Raw genomic sequence first — 23509 nt, forward strand, 5'->3', positions numbered from 1 at the left:
GCTTATATAGCTTTGAATTGGTTGATTTTAGTCAATTTAAGCAACAATTAACCGTAACTGATTGGCTTAATATTCAACAGTTTGTCATCACCTTGCTATATTTATAAAGGACTATGTAGTCAACCATCCCCTTTACTGCTCAAAAACAGAGGTTAATGTGGTCGTTTCGCCAAATCCAATGATGGAAAAAGAGCTTAGCTGGCTGAGCTTCAATGCGCGCGTGTTGCAAGAGGCCGCTGATGAGAAAACGCCACTTATCGAACGAGTGCGTTTTCTTGGGATCTTCTCCAATAACCAAGATGAGTTTTTCCGCGTTCGCGTGGCCGGGATCAGGCGTAAGATTATGATTGAAGAGGCCCGTGGTGGTGGTGAAGCCTCGCGCACACTATTAGCCGACATCAATCACCGCGTACTCGAACTGCAACATCGGTTTGACGATATCTATCAGCGCCTATTGGTCGATTTAGCCCGCCGAAACCTGTTCCTAATTAACGAGACGCAGCTTTCCGACTTCCACAAAACGTGGCTAAAGACCTACTTCCGAGAAAAGATCCGCCGCCATATTATTCCAATATTGTTGAACAAACACTCCAAGATTGAGCGTAACCTCGAAGATGGTTTGACCTATCTCGTGGCGGAAATTCGCCACCAAAACAACACCCAGTACGCCTTTATTCCGGTTCCTTCAGACAAGGTTCCTCGCTTCGTCCAGCTTCCCGCCGAAGGCAGCCGCAAACGTGCCACACTAATTCTGCTCGATAACATCATCCGTCACTGTGTTAACGATCTATTCGCGGGTATGTTCGAGTTTGATTCAGTACGTTGTTACTCGATGAAATTAACCCGCGACGCCGAGTACGACATCTCCAACGAAATCGATACCAGCTTGTTGGAAAAGATGTCATCGGGGCTAAAACAGCGCTTAACTGCAGAGCCTGTGCGCTTGGTCTACGACCGCGAGATGCCCAAAACCATGCTCGATATGTTAACGGAGCAACTTGGTGCCAGCAGCTACGATAGCGTGATTCCCGGTGGCCGTTACCACAACTTCCGCGACTTTATGGAGTTCCCTAACCCAGGCCGTAAATACCTCGAACACGAGAAGATCCCAACCATCTCAACCAAGCAGTTTAGCCGCTGTACCAACAGCTTCGATGCCATCTCTGCCGATGATATCTTACTGCACTACCCCTACCATCGCTTCGCCCATCTAACAGAGTGGCTGCGCCAAGCGGCTTACGACCCTGCGGTAACCTCCATCAAGCTCAACATCTACCGCGCCGCAAAACGTTCACAGGTATTGAGTACCTTGATTGAAGCGGTTAAGAACGGCAAAGATGTAACGGTTGTGGTTGAACTCGCAGCCCGCTTTGATGAGGAAGCCAACATCGGCTGGGCCAAAGTACTTACCGATGCCGGGGTTCGGGTGAGCTTTGGGGTTCCGTCGTTAAAGGTGCACGCTAAATTGGCATTAATTAGTCGCATTGAATTTGGCGAAATGGTCGATTACGCCCATATCGGCACCGGCAACTTTAATGAAAAAACCGCCAAATTTTACACTGATCTGGCCCTGTTCACTAAGGACCCCAACATCACCAAAGAGGTGGGCGTGGTATTCGACTTTATCGCCCATCCTTACCGTCGTATTAAGGTCAATCACTTACTGGTCGCACCGATCGACGCTCGGCGCAAACTGTACAAGTTGATCGATGGCGAAATCCGCAACAAACGCGCCGGCAAATCGGCGGGGATATCATTAAAACTGAACAATCTGGTTGATCCCGGTTTAATCAAACGGCTTTATGACGCATCTCGCAACGGCGTGCAGGTTAAATTGATTATTCGCGGTATGTGCTCGCTTATCACCGAGCTGCCTGGAATATCAGATAACATCAAAGCAATATCGGTAATTGATAAATACCTTGAGCACCCGCGCATCATGGTATTCAACAACAACGATGATCCTAAGGTATTCATCACTAGCGGTGACTGGATGAGTCGTAACTTAGACAATCGAGTTGAAGTCGGCTGTCCAATCTACTCAGCAAAACTGAAAAAGCAGATTTTGCAATTATTAGCAATCCAGTGGCAGGATACGTTAAAGGCTCGACGAATCGACCGTTACCAAACCAACCCTTACGTTAAACGCGGTAATCGTAAAAAGATGCGAAGCCAACTTGCTACCTTTGAATACTTGATGGAGCAAGAACCACCGGCGACCGCAAACTAAGCAGAGAGAGCATCGATGCCCCATGCGCGTATTGGCGATACCATCGCCGCCATTGATTTAGGCTCCAACAGTTTCCATTTGGCCATTGCTCGGGTCTTAGAGAACCGAGTGCAGATGCTGCACCGGGTTAAGCACCGCGTCCAATTAGCCGAAGGGATGGACAGCAACGGTAATCTCGCCGAAGCCGCTATCCAACGAGGCTTAGATTGCATCGGTTTATTTGCCCAACACTTAGAAACCAGCCAGATAGAACAGGTTCGAGTGGTGGCTACCTATGCCCTCCGCCGAGCTCCTAACCGCAAGGCCTTTATCAAAAAGGCCAGTAAGCTACTCAACACCCAGGTTGAGGTGATTGCCGGCAGCGAGGAAGCACGTTTGATTTTCCAAGGCGTGGCCCAAGCTATGGAGCTTAAAGGCCACAGCCTAACCATCGATATCGGCGGCGGCAGTACCGAACTTATTGTTGGTAAAGGTCGTAGTGCGTTATTGATGGAGTCGCTAGATATGGGCTGTGTCAGCTTTCACGATCGTTACTTCAGTGACAAACTCAGCCGCAAACAATTTGATAAGGCTATCGTTGCCGCGCAGCAGCAGTTGGAGCCGCTATTAGAGCGATACCTTAAGCACGGCTGGCAACAGATCATTGGTTGCTCTGGCACCATCAAAGCCCTGTGCTCGGTGTGTAACGATTCTGACTTAACCGTACCGCTAACGCTTACACAGCTGAAACAGTTGCAACGAGAGCTGATTAATGACCCCCAGCTGCCGGCGCTCACTGAGCTTGGCGAAAGCCGTCGCAAGGTTATCCCCGCCGGCCTAGCCATCCTAATAGCCTGTTTCCGAAGCCTAAACCTAACCGAAATCAGCTTTTGTAGCGCGGCACTGCGCGAAGGGGTGATTGTCGAGATGTCGGGCGATCAAGATCATAACTCAGTCTGTCGCGAAACCGTGGCGGCAATGGAGCGGTTGCACCATGTTGATACCCAACACGGTGAACTCGTCGCCAAAACAGCACAACAACTGTTTAGTACCTCTCCCTACCATAAACGCCAACATCAACTCTTGCTAAAGTGGGCAGCACGGTTGCTAGAGGTGGGGCTATCAATGAACTTTCGCGGCATGCATCGCCACACTGGCTACATATTGGATCACAGTAACCTACCCGGATTTACCGTCGAGCAACAACAGGTACTAGGATGGCTCGGGCGCTTCCAGCGTAAGCGATTAGATGAATGTAGCGAACTCGATCTACAGTTGATCGATGGCGACACCTTACGACATATGCTGGTGTCATTGCGGTTAGCCGCGATTTGGCACTTGGGCCGACGCAATCAAGAACTGCAACCATCACTCAGTTGGCATCGGAGTAAATTAGTAGTGTCACTGCCAGAGGGACAGGAGTTTGATACGTTGTTATTGGCCGATTTAGAGCAGGAGCAACAACGCTTAACGGCTATCGATTGGAAACTAGAACTGCTTACAACGTAATACCAATCTGCGCAAAATCGTTAGCCACAATGTGGCTAGGTAATGGCACGTAGCCTTGCTTGGCCACCACATCTTGCCCCTGCTTCGACAAGATATATTTCAAAAACTCAGTCAACAGCGGGTCTAGTGGTCGATTGGGATGCTTGTTAACGTAAACGTAGAGATAACGGCTTAATGGATAGCTGCCATCCGCCGCAGTATCGATACTAATATTAACTAAGTCGCCATCCGCATTACCAATTGCCAGAGCCTTCACCCCAGCGGTTTGGTTGCCTATGCCAGAGTAGCCAATGGCATTCACGGCAGTAGATACTGATTGCACGACCGAAGCGGAGCCCGGCTGTTCGTTCACGGTCGCACGAAAATCACCGCCACACAGCGCCCGCTTTTTGAAGTACCCATAAGTACCGGAAACCGAATTGCGCCCATAGAGCTGAATGTCTCGCTGTGCCCAAGATCCACTTAGGCCTAGCTCACCCCATTTCTCTATCGGCTCCCCACCACAGCGCTGATTGGTCGAAAAAATACTGTCGAGCTCCGACATGGTGATCCCAGTAATCGGGTTGTCTTGATGAACAAACACCGCTTGGGCATCTATCGCGACCCTAAGTACGCTGGGTTTATAGCCGTGTTGCAGCACGAATGACTCAACCTCTTTGGGTTTCATCATTCGACTCATTGGCCCTAACTGGCTTGTACCTTCAGCCAATGCCGGTGGCGCTGTAGAGGAACCTGCAGCTTGGATCTGTGGGTTGATGTTGGGGTAGATCTGATGGAAACCTTCAGCCCAAGCGATCATCACGTTGGCAAGGGTATCGGAGCCAACTGAGGTAAGATTACCTGAGATCCCACTAACCTTTTCATAGGTTGGCAGGTGATCGTGAGCCACGGCGCTAGCGGGAAACAACAGCAACGCGGTTATTAGTCCAGCACAACCGCGAATAACAGCAATCGTACTTAATGCCTGTGCGAAACGCCCTACTCTACTCATGCTAATTTGTTTCTCACTACATGCAATGTCGGCGGCAATTCGAAACTAAAACAACTGCCTTTACCTACAGTTGATTCCACCTGTAAGACACTGTTGTGGTGACTCAAGGCGTGCTTAACGATAGCCAACCCTAAACCACTACCTCCGGTATCCCGCGAACGCGCACTATCCACTCGATAGAAACGTTCGGTTAATCGAGCAATGTGTTCCGCTGGGATCCCTTCGCCCTCATCTGCCACCCGAAACACCGGCCGACCCGCTTCTAGGGCCCAACTAACGGTAACCTTACCGGAGTCGGTGTAACGTAATGCATTCTGTACCAAGTTGGCACAAGCAGAATGCAGCTGCATCTCGTCACCATATACGGTCAAATTGGTATCTATTCTAAACTCCAGCTGATGACTTTCACGGGCAAGTTCCAACCCCTCTTTCTCGATACGTTCCATCACCGCCGGCATATCAACTTGCTGCTCGAAATCGATGTCCGTTGCCGATTCAATCCGCGACAACACCAACAAACGGTCCACCAGGTTTTTCATCCGCTGCGACTGTTGCTCCATCGCCCCATATTGTTTGGCCAACATCGTGTCTGGCTCAGCAGTCATCTGCATTACCTCAACGTAGCCCTGCAATACCGTAAGTGGGGTTTTAAGCTCATGGGATACGTTAGCAACGAAATCACGGCGCATCTCCTCCAGCTGTTTAATGCGAGTGATATCACGGGCGATAAGCAAGCGCTGCTTATCGCCATACGGGATTACTCGTATTTCAAGCATTCGGTCTTCATTAACCGGCGACACCAGTTCCAGCGGCTCGACGAACTCTCGTTTGTTCCAGTAACGGACAAAACGTGGATGTCGTACTAAGTTATGGATGCGATTGCCTGCATCCTTAGGCCAGTGCACGCCAAGGAGATGTTCCGCCAGCTTGTTACTCCATTGGATCTCACCCTCGCGGCCCAATACCAAAGTGGCATCTGGCAGCGCTTCCGCCCCTTCTCTAAATCGGCTCAACATTCTAGCCAAGTGAGTACGGCGACGACGGTTCTTGCCTTGTAGACGGTAGATGCCGTTAAAGATCGGCTCCCAACTGCCGCTGCCATTGGGTGGGGTAATGCTACGTTCGTTCCACAGCCAGTTAGCCAAACGTGAAAGCTGGCGGTAATGCCACAAGATCAGGATCCACGAACCCGCTAACAGCGACCACGCTAGCTGCCCAAACACCAAACCGGCGAGAACAAACGGCACAAACCAAAGTAGGCATCTAACGATCAAACGAAAACGAGAATACTCTTCAAACATCAACAGCTCTTAGCGCTACATCAAGGCAGCGGTATTTCTACAACTTGAAGACCAGCCGAAACACTTACAGCCGGCTAGAGAAGCGATAACCAGCACCACGAACAGTTTGGATAAAGCGGTCATGGCCTTGGTCTTGGATCGCTTTACGCAGGCGTCGAATATGGACGTCTACGGTTCGGTCTTCAACATAGACATTGGTTCCCCAAACGTTATCCAGCAACTGCTCACGACTGTATACCCGCTCTGGGTGAGTCATAAAGAAGTGCAGCAAACGGAATTCCGTTGGCCCCATATCCAAACTCGCTTCGTCGATGGTAACTCGGTGTGAGACCGGATCTAAGCGCAAGCCCTGCACCTCAATCGCTTCCTCTAAGCGGGTCGGTGCAGCACGGCGCAACACTGCCTTAATGCGTGCAACCAGCTCCTTCGGTGAAAACGGCTTGGTAATGTAATCGTCCGCACCCACCTCTAACCCTTTAACGCGGTCTTCCTCTTCACCACGAGCGGTAAGCATGATGATAGGGATCTGGCGGGTATGTTCATTGCTGCGAAGTTGTTTAGCTAGCTGAATGCCGCTGCCACCAGGAAGCATCCAGTCCAATAGAATCAGATCTGGATATGGTTCAACAATTGCCTCTAATCCTTGCTGGTAATCAGCTGCACTAGAGGTGCGGAATCCGTGTTGGTCGAGCACAAACGCGAGCATTTCGCGGATTGCTGATTCATCTTCAATAATGAGAATATTTGCAGTCATAGCAGTTACTTGAATCCATGGGTAGCGAATTATGGATAATTATCTGGCAGTAAAATTACAGAAATATGACCGAGCGTAAGCGATTGCTCAATTAATAACAAATCGAAGCAATGGATTAGTAATAAATAGCGACAAAGCGTGCTGGAGGGGCCGAAACGTTCAAAAAAGATAAAAAGCTGACACAACAAAGGGAGCCGAAGCTCCCTTTATATTAAATCACTCGGGTAAGTAATGGCTTAGAATTTGTGCTCTAGACCGATACCAGCAAAACCACCAGACTTAGAGTTCAACTCGTTGTCGTAAGAGCGGTCGGTGTAGTAAGCAAACGCTTTAGTGGTTTTAGCAAAGCGATAGTCAGCGCCAACAGAGAAACCATCAGCAGTGTCTTCCATGTCTACGTACTGAGTCTTTAAGGTCCAAGCGTTAATATCGTAAGCAGCCGACACCAAGAAACCGTCTTTGCTATCAGCACCGTAAGCTTCTTGCTGTTGGTACAAGGCGCCCAATTTGATGCCTGCGACCTTACCACCAATAGAGCCACGAATTACACTGTCTTGCTCATCGATATCAGTATCGTATGCAATTGCAGCGTAGAAAGGTGCTTTCTTGTAGCTCTTATCACCGTACATAGCTGCAATAGAGAAGCCATCAGTACGCTCACCATCTTCGTCAAGCTGGCCTTCAGAACCTTCAGCTAAGTAGGTTACACCCGCGCTGAATAAACCCATCTTAGGCAGCATGTAAGTCAGTGTCTCGGTACCACGGTTTTCACCTTGCAGACCATACTTGGCCAAATCGCCAGCGTAATCAGAGAATACGTCAACTTTACCTTGTGACTTCTTCAGCATGGTGTCTTGGCGACCCAGGGAGATCGCACCGAAGTTACCTTTAATACCAACAAACTGGTTACGAGCTTCGAAGTTATCTTTATCTTCTTCGTCGATGTTTACTTCATACTCAACGGTATAAAAAGCAGTTACATCGCTATTCAGTTCTAGATCGCCTTTAACGCCAACTCGTGAAGAGTTAGAGCGGATTTCGGTCTCAGACAAACCTAAATCTTCACCGTCGATAGAGTCAGTGTCGTAATCATTAAAAGCGGCTTCAACGTTCAACTTACCGTAAAAAGATACGGGTGCAGCAGTGGCAACGGCAGGGACAGTCGCAGCCAGTGCAGCTGCTATAAGAGTACGCTTGATAGACATGTAAACAATTCCTTCTTTATTAGTGTCGTTTTCTAAACTCTGTAGAAAACAGGGCGAATAATGCCATCATTCTGTGACAGTTATATGTCATTCGCCTTGGGAGTATTATTTACACTGGAACATTATTCGAGTCACCCTTTAATTTCTAGAATTTGCGCCGCTTCCCCCTTTTCCCTACACTTATTCTTCAGTATTTAATGACAAAACCAAATAGGTAATCACATGTGGTTTAGAAACGCCCAACCGTATCGTCTTACTAAAGCCATAAACTGGCAAATTGACGAGCTAGAACAACAACTTGAGGCGTATAGCTTTACCCCAGCCACCAGTCAAGAAATAAGCAAACTTGGTTTTGTAAAAGCATTAGGAAATAAAGCTGGCGTGAGTTTAGTTCACGCGGCTGGCGATAATATCCTCATCGCGATGGAAAAAGAGGAGAAAATGTTGCCTGCGGCTGTAATTCGAGAAGAATTAGATGAAAGAGTCAGCCAACTTGAAGCTGAACATGGCCGACCAGCCCGAAAAGCGGAAAAAGATGCGTTAAAAGAAGACATCATCGCAGTATTATTGCCACGCGCTTTTAGCCGTCGAAAACAAGTACGCGCACTAATCATGCCCAAACAACAATTAATTCTGGTTGATTGTTCCAGCGCTAATCGGGCCGAAGAATTACTGTCATTATTGCGCCAAGCGGTCGGCTCACTGCCAGTCGCGCCGTTAATGCCCAACACCCTACCTGAAGAAGCGATGACAGACTGGGTTCGTACTGGCCGTGTGGGTAATCACTTTGAAGTGCAGGACGAAGCCGAGCTTAAGAGTTTGGCTGAAGCTGGTGGCAGCATTAAACTGAAAGATCTGCCGCTGGACAGCGACGAAGTACGTGCTTACCTAGATAGTGGCCTATTGGCTTCAAAACTGGGCTTGGATTGGTCTGAATCGATCAACTTTTTGCTGCATTCGGATTTGTCGCTAAAACGACTCAAGTTTGCCGATGTGCTCCAAGAGCAAAACGAGGACATTGATAAAGATGATCTTGCAGCGCGCCTAGACGCAGACTTCGCCTTGATGTGTGGTGAGTTTGAAAAGCTGTGGCCCAACTTGCTTGACGCCATGGGTGGCGTCGACGACACCATTTAATCCGCTAGTATAAAGTAACCAGTTCGATGAAATGCCAGTAGCCTTTGCTGGCATTTTTGCTGCTTCCTCGCAACGCCAACACAAGTAACCTAAGTTACGAATTCTCTTGACTAAATTGACTTGCGCTCAATTACCATACAGCCTTGTTTTTTATCGTTTTATACCACGTTAATCTAATTGAGATTATGCCTACAGGCTGGCACTATATTGTTCTACATAATTAATTACTCTAGGTCGCCAATGTTGCGTAACTTTATCAGCTGTGTGCTCTGGCTCGTTGCGTCAGCCCCAGTATTGGCCATCGACCTTGAGCAGTTAGCTGAACTGCAACAATTAGTACACACTGAGCCACGGCACGTTATTAGCGTTATTGATGATAGCCAGGGCAACACCCCCAGTGCGGAAACCGAACGGCTGCTATTATTGACCCAAGCTTCAGTCAATATCTTCGACAAAGAGCGCTCATTCGAACTGTTAACGCAGCTTCAACAGCAATCCCTTACCGCGACACAACAGGGCTGGTATGGTTTGTTAGAGGCAACCGCAATTGCGTCGATGAAAAGCCAATACGAGCGCGCCCTAGAGATCTACCATCGTGCAAGCATCAAACTGGCATCATTATCTAGCCCACAGGCGATGCGACTGCACGTTGATGTGCTGCTCAAACAAGGCTCTTTGCAACGCTATCTACAACAATATGAAGACGCTATTGAGACCTTGGTCACCGCCCGTGGTCGAGCCATTACCCTTAGCGATAACAATCGCATTGCCGTTGCCAATCAGCAGTTAGGTCGAGTTAATCGCTCACTCAAGAATTACCAAGCAGCACTTGAGCATTACCAAGCGGCACTCAGCTTGGCCAAACACGTTTCTGACACCAAATTTGATATCGAATTGAATCTGCAGATTTCGCGAGTATTCCGAGACAGCGGCGACTATGAAAACGCCCTCAGCTACGCCCGTGCCGCTGCCGACATTTCACTCGAATACAATTTTACCCATATCCATGCCAATACCCTTTCTGATATTGGCTATATCTACGATGCCAAACAGCAGTATAACCAAGCGATCCATTACCACTTATTGGCACTAGATACGTTGAAGCCACTTGAGTCGCCGGTTGGAACCGCCGTTGCCCAACACGACATCGGCAGCAGCTATAACGCTAATGGTGAATTCGATAAGGCGTTAATGTATCTAAATAGTGCACAAGCCGTGTTTGAACAACGCCAACACAGACGTTACCTGTTAGCAAATGCGCAAGAAACAGCAACAAGCTATTTAGGCCTAGAGCAGCCTGCGCAGGCGCTAAGTCGACTTAACCCATATTTAGAACAGTTGAATACGCTGCGGCTTGAGCAGCAAAAAGAGCTTTTACTACTGCTTTCTAAAGCCAACCTTGCTGCGGGTAATGCCAATTTGGCTTGGCAACAACTCAAACACCACTCTGAGCTAAAATTGCCGACGCTTAACCCCGTCGACCAACAGGGCTTAAAAGCAATAGCAGAGCATCAACTACAGATTCAGTTGCAGAAACAACAGCGTGATCAGCAACAATTGAGTGAGCAGATTGAAACCCTAATCGATCAACGAATTTGGGCATTACCAATCTTCCTATTAATGCTCGCTTATCTACTGTGGTGTACGCTCCAACGGCAAAAAGAGGTGGTTAAAGCAAATGCCTATAAGCATCAACTGGCACGACAGTTCGACAGCGACCTGCCAAACCGTGCCGCCTTGTTAGCGGATTTCGCAACCCACAACGGTACCCTGCTGCTCATCCAAGTTGGTCGCCTGCCATATCTCGAGCTAGAGATAGGCACACGCCGCTTTAACCAATTGCGCCAACAGGTAGCCATTCGCTTACGCAACCAAAATGAGCACCAGCACCTTTATGAGGTAAGCCCAGGCCTGTTCGCGATTGTTACCGAAGCTGACCGCGCCATTGAAGCGATTGAGACCATATTAAATCGCATCAGTAAGTGGTCACTGCTGCAAGACTGCCAAGGAACAATGGCAAGCATTGGTGCCATTAAACTGCCGTTTCAACCGGGCTCAATGCTGTGCTTAGACGATGAGTGCAGCTTAGAGCTTGCTCATCTTTCGTTGTTTGGTGCGGTACAGCAAAGCAATAACCACCGCCAAAGTGCTTATTTGATGTTAGAGCCAGTTACCTTAACGGCACCACTGCTCCAGCCAGATGCCATCTATTGCAGTGCGATTAAGTGCATTAATAATGGTGTGATCCGCTGCTTTAGCAGCCACCAAGTAACCACGGACTTATGGCCGCAACCAAACACTGAAAAAGAGCGTGACGTACACACCGTGGTTCCCGTTGTTAACGGAAGCTACTAAAATAGAATTCGCTGTGCTGCATAAAGCACAGTTTTATGGTTATTAATTCCACCTGACTCGCCATCACGAGTCACCGGAGGTTTTTTGTTGTTTACTGTATTTATGGTATTGGTTAAATGAGTGATTCCGACAACTCCATGTCATCAGAAACACTGATAGCTAAAGAGCTCGAAGAAGCTCGTGCCGCTCAGAAAAAACTGGAGGGGCTCGCCAGTAGCTACCAGATCCAGATCCGCAGCCTGATCGACTTTATCCATCAGCTTAGTTTGAGCTGTAAAGGACAGGACCTTAATCTTGATGCCCGCTTAGCCAAGTTGCGAACCAATTTATCTAACGACAACAATATTCAGGCCGTTCTGCCAGAGCTGGCCGAGATTTGTGACACTTTAAGAAATCGCACCCTGCAATCCCAGCGAGAATTAAAATCTGGCCAAGATTCGATGCTTACTCTTAGCCAGAGGTTAGCGGCAATTGACAACATTTCCGTTCATATTAAACGCGAAATCATCCATTTCCAGCAAGATATCATTAAGCCGACCATCAGCGTTTGGGACTTCGTGCCTAAAATTACCCAATTGGCAAGCATCTACGAATCATTATTGTTAGAGCGACTGGTTAAAGGCGAACCGATTGAGGCCACTGCTCAGCACCAACATATGGCGCATGAGTTGGCTCATCAACTATCAGAACTGGAGTTTCGAGCTAAGGATCGTGACAGCATTGCCGCACTTAAAGCCGAGTTAGCTGGCAACGTCAGCGTTGAACGGTTGTTGCAAGCTTACCAGTTGGTCTTGAAGCTGCTGATGACCGAAGTGGTTCGTGAAAAAAACAGCAGCCATCAATTTCTCAGCGCCATCAATGAATGCCTTGCGCTGGTGCGTGACTCCGTCAACGACAACTGGACTGTTACCTTAAATAACTTCAGTAAGCAGCGGGAAACTAACCGCCAGATCACTAATCAATGCAGCGAAATGGATCAACACCTCCAAGCCGCCACTGAGATCGAAGCGCTAAAACAGCACATCTCAGCCGAACTACAGATGTTGCAAGCCCGCATTAAAGAGCGCGAGCAAGAGCAGCAAAATGACGTAATTCGGTTGAAGAAGTCGATGGATTCGATGCGCAAAGAGATTGAAACCTTGAGCGTAGAGAGTGGCAACTTCAAAGAGAAGTTAGTTGAGCAACAACGGTTAATCATGACCGATACCTTAACTCAGTTGCCTAACCGAGCCGCGATGGACGAACGCTTGAAGCGTGAGTATCGCAACGTTCGCCGCAACAACTCACAACTTTGGGTAGTGGTAGCTGATGTCGACAACTTCAAGCTGATCAACGACAATTTTGGCCACCCCGCTGGTGATAAAACACTGCAAGTGGTTGCGACCACCTTGCAGAACACCCTACGCAAAGGGGAGTTTGTTGCGCGCTACGGCGGTGAAGAGTTTGTTCTATTATTGCCAGATATAGATGAAGAACAGGCGTTACACATCGTCAACCGCGTTCGCGAGCGAGTTAGCTCGATTCCATTTAAGTTTGGCGATCGACGGGTAGCACTAACGATCTCATTTGGTTGTGCTCAGGTTAACAGCAACGAAACCATCCATGAGACCTTTGAGCGAGCCGATGGCGCCTTATATCGTGCTAAACGCAATGGGCGAAATAGAGTCGAGATAGATAAATAATCACTAAGGAGCGACCATGCAGATCCAAGTCCGACCCAAAGGCAGCTTGGATCAGCTGTCGCAATTAGAGATCGAGCGCTTACACGCCAGCGCCAAATCTGATTTGTACCAGCTGTTTCGTAGCTGCTCACTGGCGGTCTTAGCTGCAGGGATTGAGTGTGACGACAGTGAAAGGCTTTTTTCACTGTATAAAGACTTTCAAATCAAAGTGCTTCGCCAGGAACGCGGGGTGATCCTCGAGCTCACTAACCCTCCGCTCGAAGCCTTGGTTGACGGTAAATTGATGCGCAGTATTCAAGAGCATCTCTCTGCGGTAATGCGTGACATTCTCTACATCAATGAGCGTTTCGAAAGCCTTAGTCACATCAGCCTTACCAACGAAAAGCATATCACCAACGCAGTGTTTGAGATCGTCCGCAATGCCAAAGCGATAAAGACTGGCTCTAGCACCAATATGGTCTGTTGTTGGGGTGGACATAGCATTAACCCAGTCGAATACCAATACACCCGAGAAGTCGGCTTTGAGCTGGGACTACGAGATCTAAATATATGCACCGGTTGTGGCCCAGGCGCCATGGAAGGGCCAATGAAAGGTGCCGCTATCGCTCATGCCAAACAACGTAACAAGGATGGTCGCTTTTTAGGGTTAACTGAGCCGTCGATTATCGCCGCCGAGCCGCCAAATCAGATTGTTAATGAACTGGTGATTCTGCCCGATATCGAGAAGCGATTAGAGGCGTTTGTGCGCATCAGTCACGGCATTGTTATCTTCCCCGGTGGGGTTGGTACCGCCGAAGAGTTGCTGTACCTACTGGGGATATTGCTTAACGAACATAACCTTAACGAACCAATGCCGGTAATACTAACTGGCCCGGCTTCAAGCAGCAGTTATTTTGAAGAGATCCATCAGTTTATTGGCGCCACACTGGGTCCGAAAGCACAGAATCGCTATCGCATCATCATTGACGACCCAGTTGAAGTTGCCCGCCATATCAAACAACAAAGCGCCATCGTTAAGATGAACAGGCAGCAAACTGGTGACTCCTTCGCATTTAACTGGAGCCTTAAAATTGAACCTGAGTTTCAACTGCCTTTCGAGCCGAGCCATGAAGCGATGGCGAACCTAGCATTGCAACCTTCAGAGGACATTAGCGCATTAGCAGCCAATTTGCGTAAAGCGTTCTCAGGCATTGTTGCTGGTAATGTAAAAAGTAGTGGTGTCGCCGCCATTGCTAAACACGGCCCATTTCAGCTGAACGGTGATGCCGATATGATGAGACGTATGGACAACCTATTAGCTGCATTCGTCTCCCAAGGACGTATGAAACTGCAAGGCGAATATCACCCCTGCTACGAGATCAATCATCCATGAGCGTTTCGCTACTTCTTATTGATGCCCTAAACCTGATACGGCGAATCCACGCCGCCGTACCAACAGAGGATCAAAATGCATTATTTGACCGCTGCCAAGGGGCATTAACCAAGGCACTAAGGCTGCATAAGCCCAGCCATGCCATCTTGGTATGGGACGGAGGCCATCAACACAGTTGGCGCCGCGAGATCTACCCTGAATACAAAGCACAACGTAAACCGATGCCGGAGGATCTGGCTAAGGTATTACCGCAACTACGACAAGCACTTGAACAACAAGGCGTTGGTTCGGTTAAGCAGCAACAGTTTGAAGCCGATGACATCATCGCTACCATCGCCGATAAGGTGGCAAATTACGGCGGTAAGGTGTTGGTGTTATCCACCGACAAAGGCTTTGCTCAATTGCATAGCTCTGCCATTAGCCAGTGGGATCACTTCAGTGGTGAACCAATAGACAGCAAATTTATTGAAGCTAAAGTAGGGGTGACGCAAGCACAGTTACTCGACTTCTGGGCCTTAGCCGGTGATAGTGGTAATGGCATTCCTGGTGTGCCAGGCATCGGCAAAAAGACCGCGATACAACTGCTAAATAACTACCCAAATATTAAAGCCATTTACGCCGCTGAACCACAGCCGGGAAAACTCGGAGAAAGGCTACTGGCCCATAAAGCAGACGCTCGTTTGAGCTATCAGCTGGTACGCCTACGGCGAGATATCGAACTCAATATTAACCTCAGTCAATATCGATTGCATAAGGAGATGGCATGAGCAACACCACCCTCATCACAGGGGCAAACCGCGGTATCGGCTTGCAATTTGTGCAGCAATTACTAGCCCAAGGCGACACTGTGATTGCTTGTTGCCGTAACCCGGAACAAGCAGCAGAGCTGGTTCAACTGGGAGAGCAGTTTCCCCACCACTTAGAGTTAGTTGGCTTAGACGTCAGCCAACCAGAACAGCTGCACGGTTTAAAGGCGTATCTAGGCGACCGAATTATCGATACCCTCATCAATAACGCCGGTCTATACGGACCAAAAGGGCTGCACTTTGGTGAGGTAGATAGCTCCGGTTTTAACGAGGTAATGCAAGTAAATGTATTGGCCCCATTACTGCTGGTACAAACCCTTAGCGATAATTTGGCGCGGAACAGTAAGATTGCCATTTTATCGTCAATGATGGGATCGATAAGCGACAACCAAAGTGGTGGTGCCTATCTTTACCGCGCCTCTAAATCTGCAGTAAACGCGATAGGTAAGAGCTTGGCTAACGATCTGGCTCCGCGTGGAGTCGCCGTTATTTTGCTCCACCCTGGTTGGGTACAAACCGAAATGGGTGGGCCCAATGCGCTGATTGATACCCAAACCTCTGTTGAAGGCATGCTTAAAGTCATTGCCGCACTCAATCTCGATAACAGTGGCGAATTCCGCAACTACGATGGGCGGGAACTCGGGTGGTAAAAGCGACCAACAGTTAACCCGTAATGAATGGCTGTGTACCAACTAAGTGTTGTTCTTTCCAAAGCAGTTAAAGCACTGGCTTGGTGAGTCGCGATACAAAGGATAACGCACTATAGCTATTGATCTTCTGCCGCATCGGAGCAGTCCAGTGAAGCGTTTTGGACTGCGAACTAAGGCAAAGGGGGGGATTACAATGGCAGTCGGGTTAGGGCTGAAGACGCATACTCTTGAGCTGTTAACAGGAAGAAGGCCTAGTTGCTGCTAACAACTGCGGGGTCACTCGGTGAATAGCATATTATCAGGATAAATAAGCGGTCCAGTGAAGTATTTGTCAGCGTAGGCACTACGCTAAGCTGCAGCGGCGCGCTCATGGCTAAGTTAGCAACGAAGCACTAACATCAATACTGAGCCGACCCCAATTGACTGTTAGCCAAAGTAATAACCACAAGTTTATCGATATATTACGTCTTAAATACCTTAGATTTTGCCACTACAGTAATCGAGTAAAACCTGTTGTACCTTTGCCAAGTCAACACCGTGGTCATTTACCCAATCAAGGCTCTGCAATAAAAACTGCTGTTGCTGCAAATAGGCCTGCAGCACCTTGTACTGTTCCGGTTGTGCCATACCAACGTTATCTAACATGGTCATCTTACCGCGCTGCAACGCCATCATATCAACCGAAACCAGCGATAGCTGCTTAGGGCTAGCCGCTAATTTCCCAGCTCGAACTGCGCGCTTGAGGCTCATCTCAGCAGCGCGAAACAACCACATAAGATCCCCAGCCCAGTGATCTACTGTTGCTGGATTAGCATCTAACCACATCGCCTGATTCACTGGAAGAAAGCGCAAGCCGTGATCGGCAGGTGAACGCATCTGCATCAGGATCGGAAAACCGTGTAATGCTAACAGTTGTTCCTGAGTGCTGAGAGCGGGATGGTGCAGTAATATCTTAGCCGCCTGTATATTGCTCTGTAGGGTTCGGCTTTGCACCGCAATCATCAGTTCCGATTTATTGGGGAAATGCTTATAGATGGTCGATTTTGAGCAGCCCAAGGTGCTTGCCAAGGCCGATAGCGAGAAATCGATGATGCCATATTGTCGCAACTGTTGAACCGCTGCCTGGAGGATCTCGGGTCGTTGAATGGCCATGGCTGCAAACACTATAGAAAAACATCAGTATGCGAACCTGCCTTACACGACTCAACCATCTTCACTGAACGTTGGAGATTTGTGGTTGGCCGGTCACGTCGATTACTCAATTACCCGAATCTTTTTGGCGCTAAAGTTGCGACGCTGAGACGAGCCAGCAAGACACACGGCTCACTGCTGGTTTTGCCCCGCGCCAAATAGATATAATAAACGAAAAAGCGGCAGCCTATGGCTGCCGCTTAGTGTCTTAACTAATGATGGTTAGCTAATTAGAACGCCTTGTCTGGATCAATAACCAGTGCACGGTAGGCTGCCATGCTTGGCGATACGTGCCACATCTTCATCTCAACCTTCACGTCCTTGTCCTGACCCGCTGATACTTCAGTAATCCATGGCGTGGATACCTCTGGGCGGTTGAACAAGCCAGCAGAACCGGAGAACATCACCATGGTTTCCGTATCGGCATGGTACTTAATGCTTGAAGTTACTGCACTGTACCATTCGTAACCGCGTTCTTTACCATATTCCCAAACCTGTTCAACGGTCATGTCTTTTTCGTTGATCTTGTACTCAACACCACGAGAGTACTTCATGCTTGGCATGGCTGGCTGGTCCAAACCACGGCCGTCACCATTATCAAACACCGTTAGGGTGCCACGGCCACTCAACCACGCAGTATGTTGAGTCCAAGACCAGTCAAAGTCAGTATCTTCACAAACCCCTGCCTCACAGTTGAGCTTGCGACCTTTAGAATCGACTGGGGTAAGTACCTTGTCCTCGAAACCGTTACGCCAACCTTCTGGTGCCGACAGGATCCACTTCACTTCTTTATCGCGGCCAATCTTAACGGTGCCCTGGTGACGCAATGACAAAATGATGGAGTCGTCTGATGCGTCATAAGCGATGGAGTTGACGTGGGCCCAGTTACGGCCAGTACCGATACCAATTTCGTCACCAAATGGTGCATCCGGCTCAAGCTCAACCTTCTGCCCCATCTTATCCATATCGATGTTCAGACATACCGCTGAAGAATCAAGCACGGTGATCAACGAGGACCGAGTTGGATCCAGAATCATGTTCAGATCCCACTCTTCAACCAGCTTGCCATATTCATCGACTTCAATAATGTGGTCACGTACGGTATTAACCAACTTGCCATCAGGACGAACGTAGTTCTTTTTGGCTACTCGGATCATGTAAGTGTCGCGCTCGGTGCGGATGATCTCGTGGGATTGGTCGATGTAACCACGTGGCAGGCGACGCTCAAATACCTTACGACCGAGCAGATCATAACGCATGTAAGACTGACCTTTAGCGATGATCATATCGCCGTTTTCCATCTGGTGCCAGCCCATCAACACGCCACGGTGGGCCAGTTTTTCGTCGCCGTTGAACATCAGTGAGTTCAGGTACCAGCGTACTTCACCTTGGGTATCGGTGACGAAGTTGTAGGATGGGAATGAGTTCCAGTTAGCTGCACCGCCCAAGGCCCAGGTCATCGATTTGGACTCGGTACCTCGGTGGCTGGCGTTAACGAGGTAAAGGCGGTCCTCAAACCCCTTCTTAACAGTCTTCACTTCCATCTCAGGGTAAGGGCGCTGCATACCATCCAGTGCCTTGGTAAAGATCGGCTGGGTCTGGACTTTGTAGGTCTCGCTTACCTGCTTACCGGACTCTTCCAGGGTATAGGTCACATCAACGACGTTCATATGGTTTGCGTACAGACCAAATACCGGAATACCGTTGTGGGTTAGAATGTTCTTGCGCTCAACATCGTAGGAGATAGCGCGGCCATCTTTGCCTTTACCTCGTACCGTTACCTTGGCGTCCAACAAACGCTTACCACCAAGATCGATAACCGCCGCCAGTGGAGCGATATCGTAAGGGTTAATAACCACATTACCCAGCTGCCCCTGAGTTGGTGGCCCACCGGTGGATGCGAACTTACCGGCATAGGCGTTAAAGGCTGGCGCGGCAATCAAGCTACCAACCAGCAGGGCTAAAGTGGTGACATTACGTGTTTTCATAATTGTTTCAATCCATGGTTAACGGTTCGAAACCACTATAAAAAATGGTGAGCTAAGCGAGTGCGATACAGCCTCAAAATCACTGAACAGCTTGTACCGCTATTGTTAGTTAATAAGTACCAACGGTTTCCCTAACTGCGAGAGGATTAGCGAATGGCACTCGATTCCAGTTCACTGGCCAGCCAAACCTGCAAGCCATCACCATCAACTTGGGTCAGTTCAGGCCACATCAATTGCCGTGCTATTGCGGCAAAGCGGTCGATATAATGCCGGTTAGGTAAACAGTTGTAGATGGCACCGTAAACAAAATTGCAGTTGGCTGCGATGTAGCCTCGCTCCAATGCAAACATCGCATCCAGTACAGCCTTCACTTGTTCGGTTTGAGCCGCCACTGATGGTTCCTGTTCGATGATAAGCGATGGGATCCGTCGTACTCGCTCTATGTTGGTCACTAAGCCTTGCTTACTATCCTTGCTTGCCCGACGCCACAATACCGAGTTGGTGGCCAGAAAGGCTAGACCGTGAGCATAAGGATGTTCGGTGCGGTACACCACGTTGCTGGTAGAAAACAGCACTAACCGCTCCAAGGCGTTAAAGCACTCGGCATCGAGGATCTTCTGCGACATGTTTAACCGCCACAATAACTCACGGTTAAACACCGCTAGCATCAGCTCATCTTTATTAGCATAGTGACGATAAATAGTGGCCTTAGAGCAGCCTACCTCGGCAGCTACGGTACCTAGCGACATATCGACAATCCCCTGTTTTGCCAGTTGTCGTTCAGCCACATCGAGAATGGTTTCAGCGCTGTTCATTACATACTCATCATTCATATCAGAGCGCTTAGGGTAGCTTATTGAGCTAATCACAACGTTGGTCCACAGCACACTACAAGCAACACTGAAAACCGCACAACTCAATACTAGTAAAACTCGGTTGATTAGTGCTTAGGTTAGCTCATTTCGCTTCGGCGATTGAATTGCAGTCACTTGTGGCCGTGCGTATATTAAACGTTCGTTTGAAAATAGTATTCGCTTTAATAGACTAGGAGCATGGATGCCAGTTCGAGGACGTTATCAACATCAAGGGGTTGAAGGAGTGCGAGTCGGCCGCTTTAATCGAGGCATCAATACCACCTTCATCTGCTACCGAATCGAAGACACGCTGTTTGATAGCGGTCCAGCTAATCAATGGCCCGAGGTTGAGTCATTTGTCGCTGAGAAACCTGTACGGCAGTTGCTCATAACTCATCATCACGAAGATCACAGCGCCAATGCCGCGGCAATTGCAGCCAAATTCAACATCACCCCCTACGCACCAACTCAAGCACTTGATAAACTTCGTTATGGCTATAAAACTCCGCTGATCCAGCAACTGTTTTGGGGCAAACCGAACCCAGTTAAAACCCAACCCTTTAACAATAGGATGCAATTGTACGATGGCAGCCCAATTGTGCCGGTGCATACCCCAGGTCATGCCCGAGATCTCACCTGTTTTTATCTGCCACAACAGGGGTACCTATTCAGTGGTGATCTTTACCTCGCCAAATCGATTCGTTACCTGCGCATCGATGAAGATCTAAATCAGTTAATGGCCAGTATGCGCCTAGCATTAACATTAGACTTCGATACCCTACTGTGTCCCCATCGCGGCCCAGTCAAGGGTGGTAAAACGGCACTCGCTGCCAAACTGAATAATATGCGAGAACTTTGTGGTCGCGCGCAGCAGCTATCTCAACAAGGGTTACCGCTCAAGCAGGTAGTAAAGCGCTTGCTCGGCTCAGAGGATCTTACCGCCTACCTATCACGCCATAATTTTTGTAAAACCAACCTAATTCGAGCTGCCATTGACGTAGAAAACTTGGATTAGTTGGCGACTGAATAGTCGTTATGTCAGCATAAAAGCCAGCGTTCATGCTGGTTGCCAATTGGCCGTTGGTTGATTTAGATCAAGTCGAAGTGAGGGTAACTTTTCTATTGTTAAATGGTGATATTTTCACCTAAGCAGTATGGCTGCTAACGGCCTTACTGCCTATAGGTAAGGAGGCCAGCGTGAGACTACGAAACCGCTACCGGATGCCATTAACCGCTATTGCCATGGGCATTTTAGTGATGTTGATGCTCTACCCGCTCAATATGATGTTCGCCAACGCACAGCCTATGCGCCCAGCCGAAAAGTACGATAATTATCAAGGCAAAATGACCTACTGCAGCACCTTTAATCACTACGTTGAAAAGGATCAGCACAGCACTACAGTCAAGTTGATGGAGTACGCCAACGACAACGCCATGAGTTATCTTATCTGGCGCTTTGGTAAGGATCAGGGCAAGCGGATGGTGGATGTGTGCGAGCACGCACAACAGCGCTATATCGTCGAGCAGTGCCAGCAGCAACCTGATGAAAACCTTGAACAGTTGATATTGAACTACAACCGCCAAGCGGTAAAACAGAGCGGGGCGATATAAAAAAGCCCGCTGTTATAGCGGGCTTTCTCTGCAAACTCGTTAACGAGGTTAACGGTTTAGTTTTGTTTGTTCGCCGAGATATCAGCTGCTGCAGTAAACAATACGTCGGTAGAACTGTTCAAAGCGGTCTCAGCTGAATCCTGCACCACACCAATAATGAAACCAACAGCAACCACCTGCATCGCAACGTCGTTGCTGATACCAAAGAGGCTACATGCCAGTGGAATCAGCAGCAGTGAACCACCGGCAACACCAGAGGCACCACAAGCAGAAACAGCCGCAACAACACTCAACAACAACGCGGTCGGTAGGTCAACCACAACACCTTGAGTGTGCACTGCAGCCAGTGTTAATACCGTAATGGTAATAGCAGCACCGGCCATGTTAATGGTTGCTCCCAGCGGGATAGACACTGAGTAGGTGTCTTCGTGCAAGCCCAATTTCTTACACAGCCCCATGTTTACTGGCACGTTGGCTGCAGATGAACGAGTAAAGAATGCAGTTACGCCACTTTCACGCAGACATTGAAATACCAATGGGTAAGGATTTTGTCTGGTTTTCCAGTAGACGATAGCTGGGTTTAACAGCAACGCAATGATGGCCATTGAGCCTAACAGCACGCCCAGTAAATGGCTGTAGCCCCACAATGCATCAAAACCGGTGCTAGCAATGGTGTTACTCACCAAACCAAAGATCCCCAGAGGAGCAAAGCGGATTACTACGCGAACGATATTAGTGATGCCATCGGATACGTCTTGGAACACCTTCTTGGTAGCGTCAGAGGCACGGTGCAGTGACAAACCAAGGGCGATACCCCAAGCCAAAATACCGATGAAGTTGCCCGTCAACAGTGCATTAATTGGGTTATCAACAATTTTAAATAGCAGCGTATTTAGTACTTCACCAATACCCTCTGGTGGCGTTGCAGCTGCCGCGTCAGCGGCCAATACCAAGGTAGTTGGGAACAGGAAACTCATCGCAACTGCGGTTACTGATGCAGCAAGGGTACCCAACAGGTACAAAATGATGATCGGACGCATATTAGTGGCCTGATCTGGGTTTTTATTGGCAATCGACGACGCTACCAAAATAAATACCAAGATTGGCGCAACCGCTTTCAATGCGGATACAAACAGGCTACCAAAGATGCCCGCTGACAATGCAGTTTGCGGGGCGACGGCGGCTAAAATAATACCCACTATCAGACCGAACAGGATCTGCTTAACCAAGCTGCCTTGGGCAAACTTAGCGAAAAATTGACTCAGTTGATTCATATCGGAACTTCACTTATTGATTGTTATTCTAATTGCAGCATTTTTTGCTGCTATAGGACTGTTTTTAGCAACCTTTATATCAAGCTGTCCATTAAAAATAACGTTCAACGCCATTTTTGTTAGATTGCTTACAATATGGTACTAGCCGTCAACGACATTAGCCGATATTTTATCTATATAACCAACAAGCGGGCAACATTATGAGACGTACACGCAGTCGCATCTTTCCTGTCGTTATCGGCGCTGTAGCGGCATATCTGATCTTTATCGTGGTAACGATTATGCTGTGGGAGCCTTCAGAAAAAGGGCCCGATGATCTGGATTGGGATGACAGGGAAAAGTACAACTTACAACAAATCGCTAAACTAACCCCTGGGATCAGCGTTGATGAGGTTATTGCTCAATTGGGCAGTCCAAACTTCAATGAAGCTTATACTCACAATGACGGCGATATGGTACAGATCCTGCGTTACCGTACTCACAGAACTAAAGGTGACGGGCAAACGACCACCGATGAAACTACACCGTTGCTGTTTCGCAACGGCGTCTTAAGTAGCTGGGGCGAAGCGGCGTTACAACGCGCCTTATTGGTTCCAACCCCAGCCAAGTTACCCTAACCG

At 48.5% G+C, this 23509-nt stretch carries 19 protein-coding genes; 11 read left to right on the top strand and 8 right to left on the bottom strand.

The genetic code is table 11. The features are described from left to right. Positions 1 to 157: 157 nt before the first annotated feature. Positions 158 to 2230: a polyphosphate kinase 1 gene (gene ppk1, locus HER31_RS09130; protein ID WP_338030620.1), complete on the top strand. Its 2073-nt coding sequence runs from the start codon at positions 158 to 160 to the stop codon at positions 2228 to 2230. A 15-nt stretch (positions 2231 to 2245) separates the two neighbouring features. Further along, positions 2246 to 3718: a Ppx/GppA phosphatase family protein gene (locus HER31_RS09135; protein WP_168660291.1), complete on the top strand. Its 1473-nt coding sequence runs from the start codon at positions 2246 to 2248 to the stop codon at positions 3716 to 3718. On the opposite strand, the gene HER31_RS09140 is transcribed toward HER31_RS09135, so the two are convergent. The 4 genes from HER31_RS09140 to HER31_RS09155 all read right to left on the bottom strand — a co-directional run bounded on the left by HER31_RS09140 (position 3708) and on the right by HER31_RS09155 (position 7969). Then, entirely contained in the window at positions 3708 to 4709 is a 1002-nt protein-coding gene (locus HER31_RS09140; protein ID WP_168660292.1) for a PstS family phosphate ABC transporter substrate-binding protein, read from the bottom strand. The genes HER31_RS09135 and HER31_RS09140 overlap by 11 nt on opposite strands. Beyond that, positions 4706 to 6010 carry a phosphate regulon sensor histidine kinase PhoR gene (phoR, locus tag HER31_RS09145; RefSeq protein ID WP_168660293.1) on the bottom strand — a complete coding sequence of 435 codons (1305 nt, stop codon included), beginning with the start codon at positions 6008 to 6010 and terminating at the stop codon, positions 4706 to 4708. Before phoR ends, HER31_RS09140 begins: the two co-directional genes overlap by 4 nt. Before the next feature lie 64 nt (positions 6011 to 6074). Beyond that, positions 6075 to 6764 (bottom strand): phosphate regulon transcriptional regulator PhoB, encoded by a 690-nt coding sequence (gene phoB, locus HER31_RS09150; protein ID WP_168660294.1) that lies wholly within the window; start codon positions 6762 to 6764, stop codon positions 6075 to 6077. Between the two features lie 236 nt (positions 6765 to 7000). Beyond that, positions 7001 to 7969 carry a porin gene (locus HER31_RS09155; RefSeq protein ID WP_168660295.1) on the bottom strand — a complete coding sequence of 323 codons (969 nt, stop codon included), beginning with the start codon at positions 7967 to 7969 and terminating at the stop codon, positions 7001 to 7003. Positions 7970 to 8191: 222 nt separating this feature from the next. Here HER31_RS09155 and rdgC point away from each other — a divergent pair, with 222 nt between their 5' ends. From rdgC to HER31_RS09185, 6 genes are all read left to right on the top strand, one after another. Beyond that, the gene (rdgC, locus tag HER31_RS09160) at positions 8192 to 9106 is read left to right on the top strand and encodes a recombination-associated protein RdgC (RefSeq protein WP_168660296.1); all 915 of its coding nucleotides are present in this window, start codon (positions 8192 to 8194) and stop codon (positions 9104 to 9106) included. Between the two features lie 240 nt (positions 9107 to 9346). Further along, positions 9347 to 11461 (top strand): tetratricopeptide repeat protein, encoded by a 2115-nt coding sequence (locus tag HER31_RS09165; RefSeq protein ID WP_168660297.1) that lies wholly within the window; start codon positions 9347 to 9349, stop codon positions 11459 to 11461. 116 nt (positions 11462 to 11577) lie between these two features. Then, complete coding sequence (locus tag HER31_RS09170; protein ID WP_168660298.1) at positions 11578 to 13143, top strand: sensor domain-containing diguanylate cyclase; 1566 nt, start codon at positions 11578 to 11580, stop codon at positions 13141 to 13143. 16 nt (positions 13144 to 13159) lie between these two features. Beyond that, positions 13160 to 14515 (top strand): nucleotide 5'-monophosphate nucleosidase PpnN, encoded by a 1356-nt coding sequence (ppnN, locus tag HER31_RS09175; protein WP_168660299.1) that lies wholly within the window; start codon positions 13160 to 13162, stop codon positions 14513 to 14515. After that, positions 14512 to 15282: a flap endonuclease Xni gene (xni, locus tag HER31_RS09180; RefSeq protein WP_168660300.1), complete on the top strand. Its 771-nt coding sequence runs from the start codon at positions 14512 to 14514 to the stop codon at positions 15280 to 15282. Before ppnN ends, xni begins: the two co-directional genes overlap by 4 nt. Continuing rightward, the gene (locus HER31_RS09185) at positions 15279 to 15971 is read left to right on the top strand and encodes an SDR family oxidoreductase (RefSeq protein ID WP_168660301.1); all 693 of its coding nucleotides are present in this window, start codon (positions 15279 to 15281) and stop codon (positions 15969 to 15971) included. The genes xni and HER31_RS09185 overlap by 4 nt, the downstream gene beginning before the upstream one ends. A gap of 477 nt (positions 15972 to 16448) precedes the next feature. On the opposite strand, the gene HER31_RS09190 is transcribed toward HER31_RS09185, so the two are convergent. The 3 genes from HER31_RS09190 to HER31_RS09200 all read right to left on the bottom strand — a co-directional run bounded on the left by HER31_RS09190 (position 16449) and on the right by HER31_RS09200 (position 20019). Beyond that, positions 16449 to 17123: a TetR/AcrR family transcriptional regulator gene (locus tag HER31_RS09190; protein ID WP_168660302.1), complete on the bottom strand. Its 675-nt coding sequence runs from the start codon at positions 17121 to 17123 to the stop codon at positions 16449 to 16451. A gap of 269 nt (positions 17124 to 17392) precedes the next feature. Continuing rightward, positions 17393 to 19150, bottom strand: a complete 1758-nt coding sequence (locus tag HER31_RS09195) for an aryl-sulfate sulfotransferase (RefSeq protein ID WP_168660303.1) — start codon at positions 19148 to 19150, stop codon at positions 17393 to 17395. A 146-nt stretch (positions 19151 to 19296) separates the two neighbouring features. Continuing rightward, on the bottom strand, positions 19297 to 20019 hold the full coding sequence (locus HER31_RS09200) for a TetR/AcrR family transcriptional regulator (RefSeq protein ID WP_168660304.1): 723 nt from the start codon (positions 20017 to 20019) through the stop codon (positions 19297 to 19299). A 187-nt stretch (positions 20020 to 20206) separates the two neighbouring features. On the opposite strand from HER31_RS09200, the gene HER31_RS09205 reads away from it, so the two are divergent. Both HER31_RS09205 and HER31_RS09210 read left to right on the top strand, forming a co-directional pair. Then, positions 20207 to 21019 (top strand): MBL fold metallo-hydrolase, encoded by an 813-nt coding sequence (locus HER31_RS09205; RefSeq protein WP_168660305.1) that lies wholly within the window; start codon positions 20207 to 20209, stop codon positions 21017 to 21019. A gap of 182 nt (positions 21020 to 21201) precedes the next feature. Continuing rightward, on the top strand, positions 21202 to 21615 hold the full coding sequence (locus HER31_RS09210; protein ID WP_168660306.1) for a hypothetical protein: 414 nt from the start codon (positions 21202 to 21204) through the stop codon (positions 21613 to 21615). 56 nt (positions 21616 to 21671) lie between these two features. Here the strand turns inward: HER31_RS09210 and sstT are convergent, their stop codons facing one another. Beyond that, positions 21672 to 22889, bottom strand: coding sequence for a serine/threonine transporter SstT (sstT, locus tag HER31_RS09215; RefSeq protein WP_168660307.1), 1218 nt, complete (start codon positions 22887 to 22889; stop codon positions 21672 to 21674). Positions 22890 to 23089: 200 nt separating this feature from the next. On the opposite strand from sstT, the gene HER31_RS09220 reads away from it, so the two are divergent. After that, positions 23090 to 23506, top strand: a complete 417-nt coding sequence (locus HER31_RS09220) for a DUF3192 domain-containing protein (RefSeq protein WP_168660308.1) — start codon at positions 23090 to 23092, stop codon at positions 23504 to 23506. The last annotated feature ends 3 nt before the right edge of the window (positions 23507 to 23509 follow it).

The organism is Ferrimonas lipolytica, assembly GCF_012295575.1.
GTDB lineage: Bacteria > Pseudomonadota > Gammaproteobacteria > Enterobacterales > Shewanellaceae > Ferrimonas > Ferrimonas lipolytica.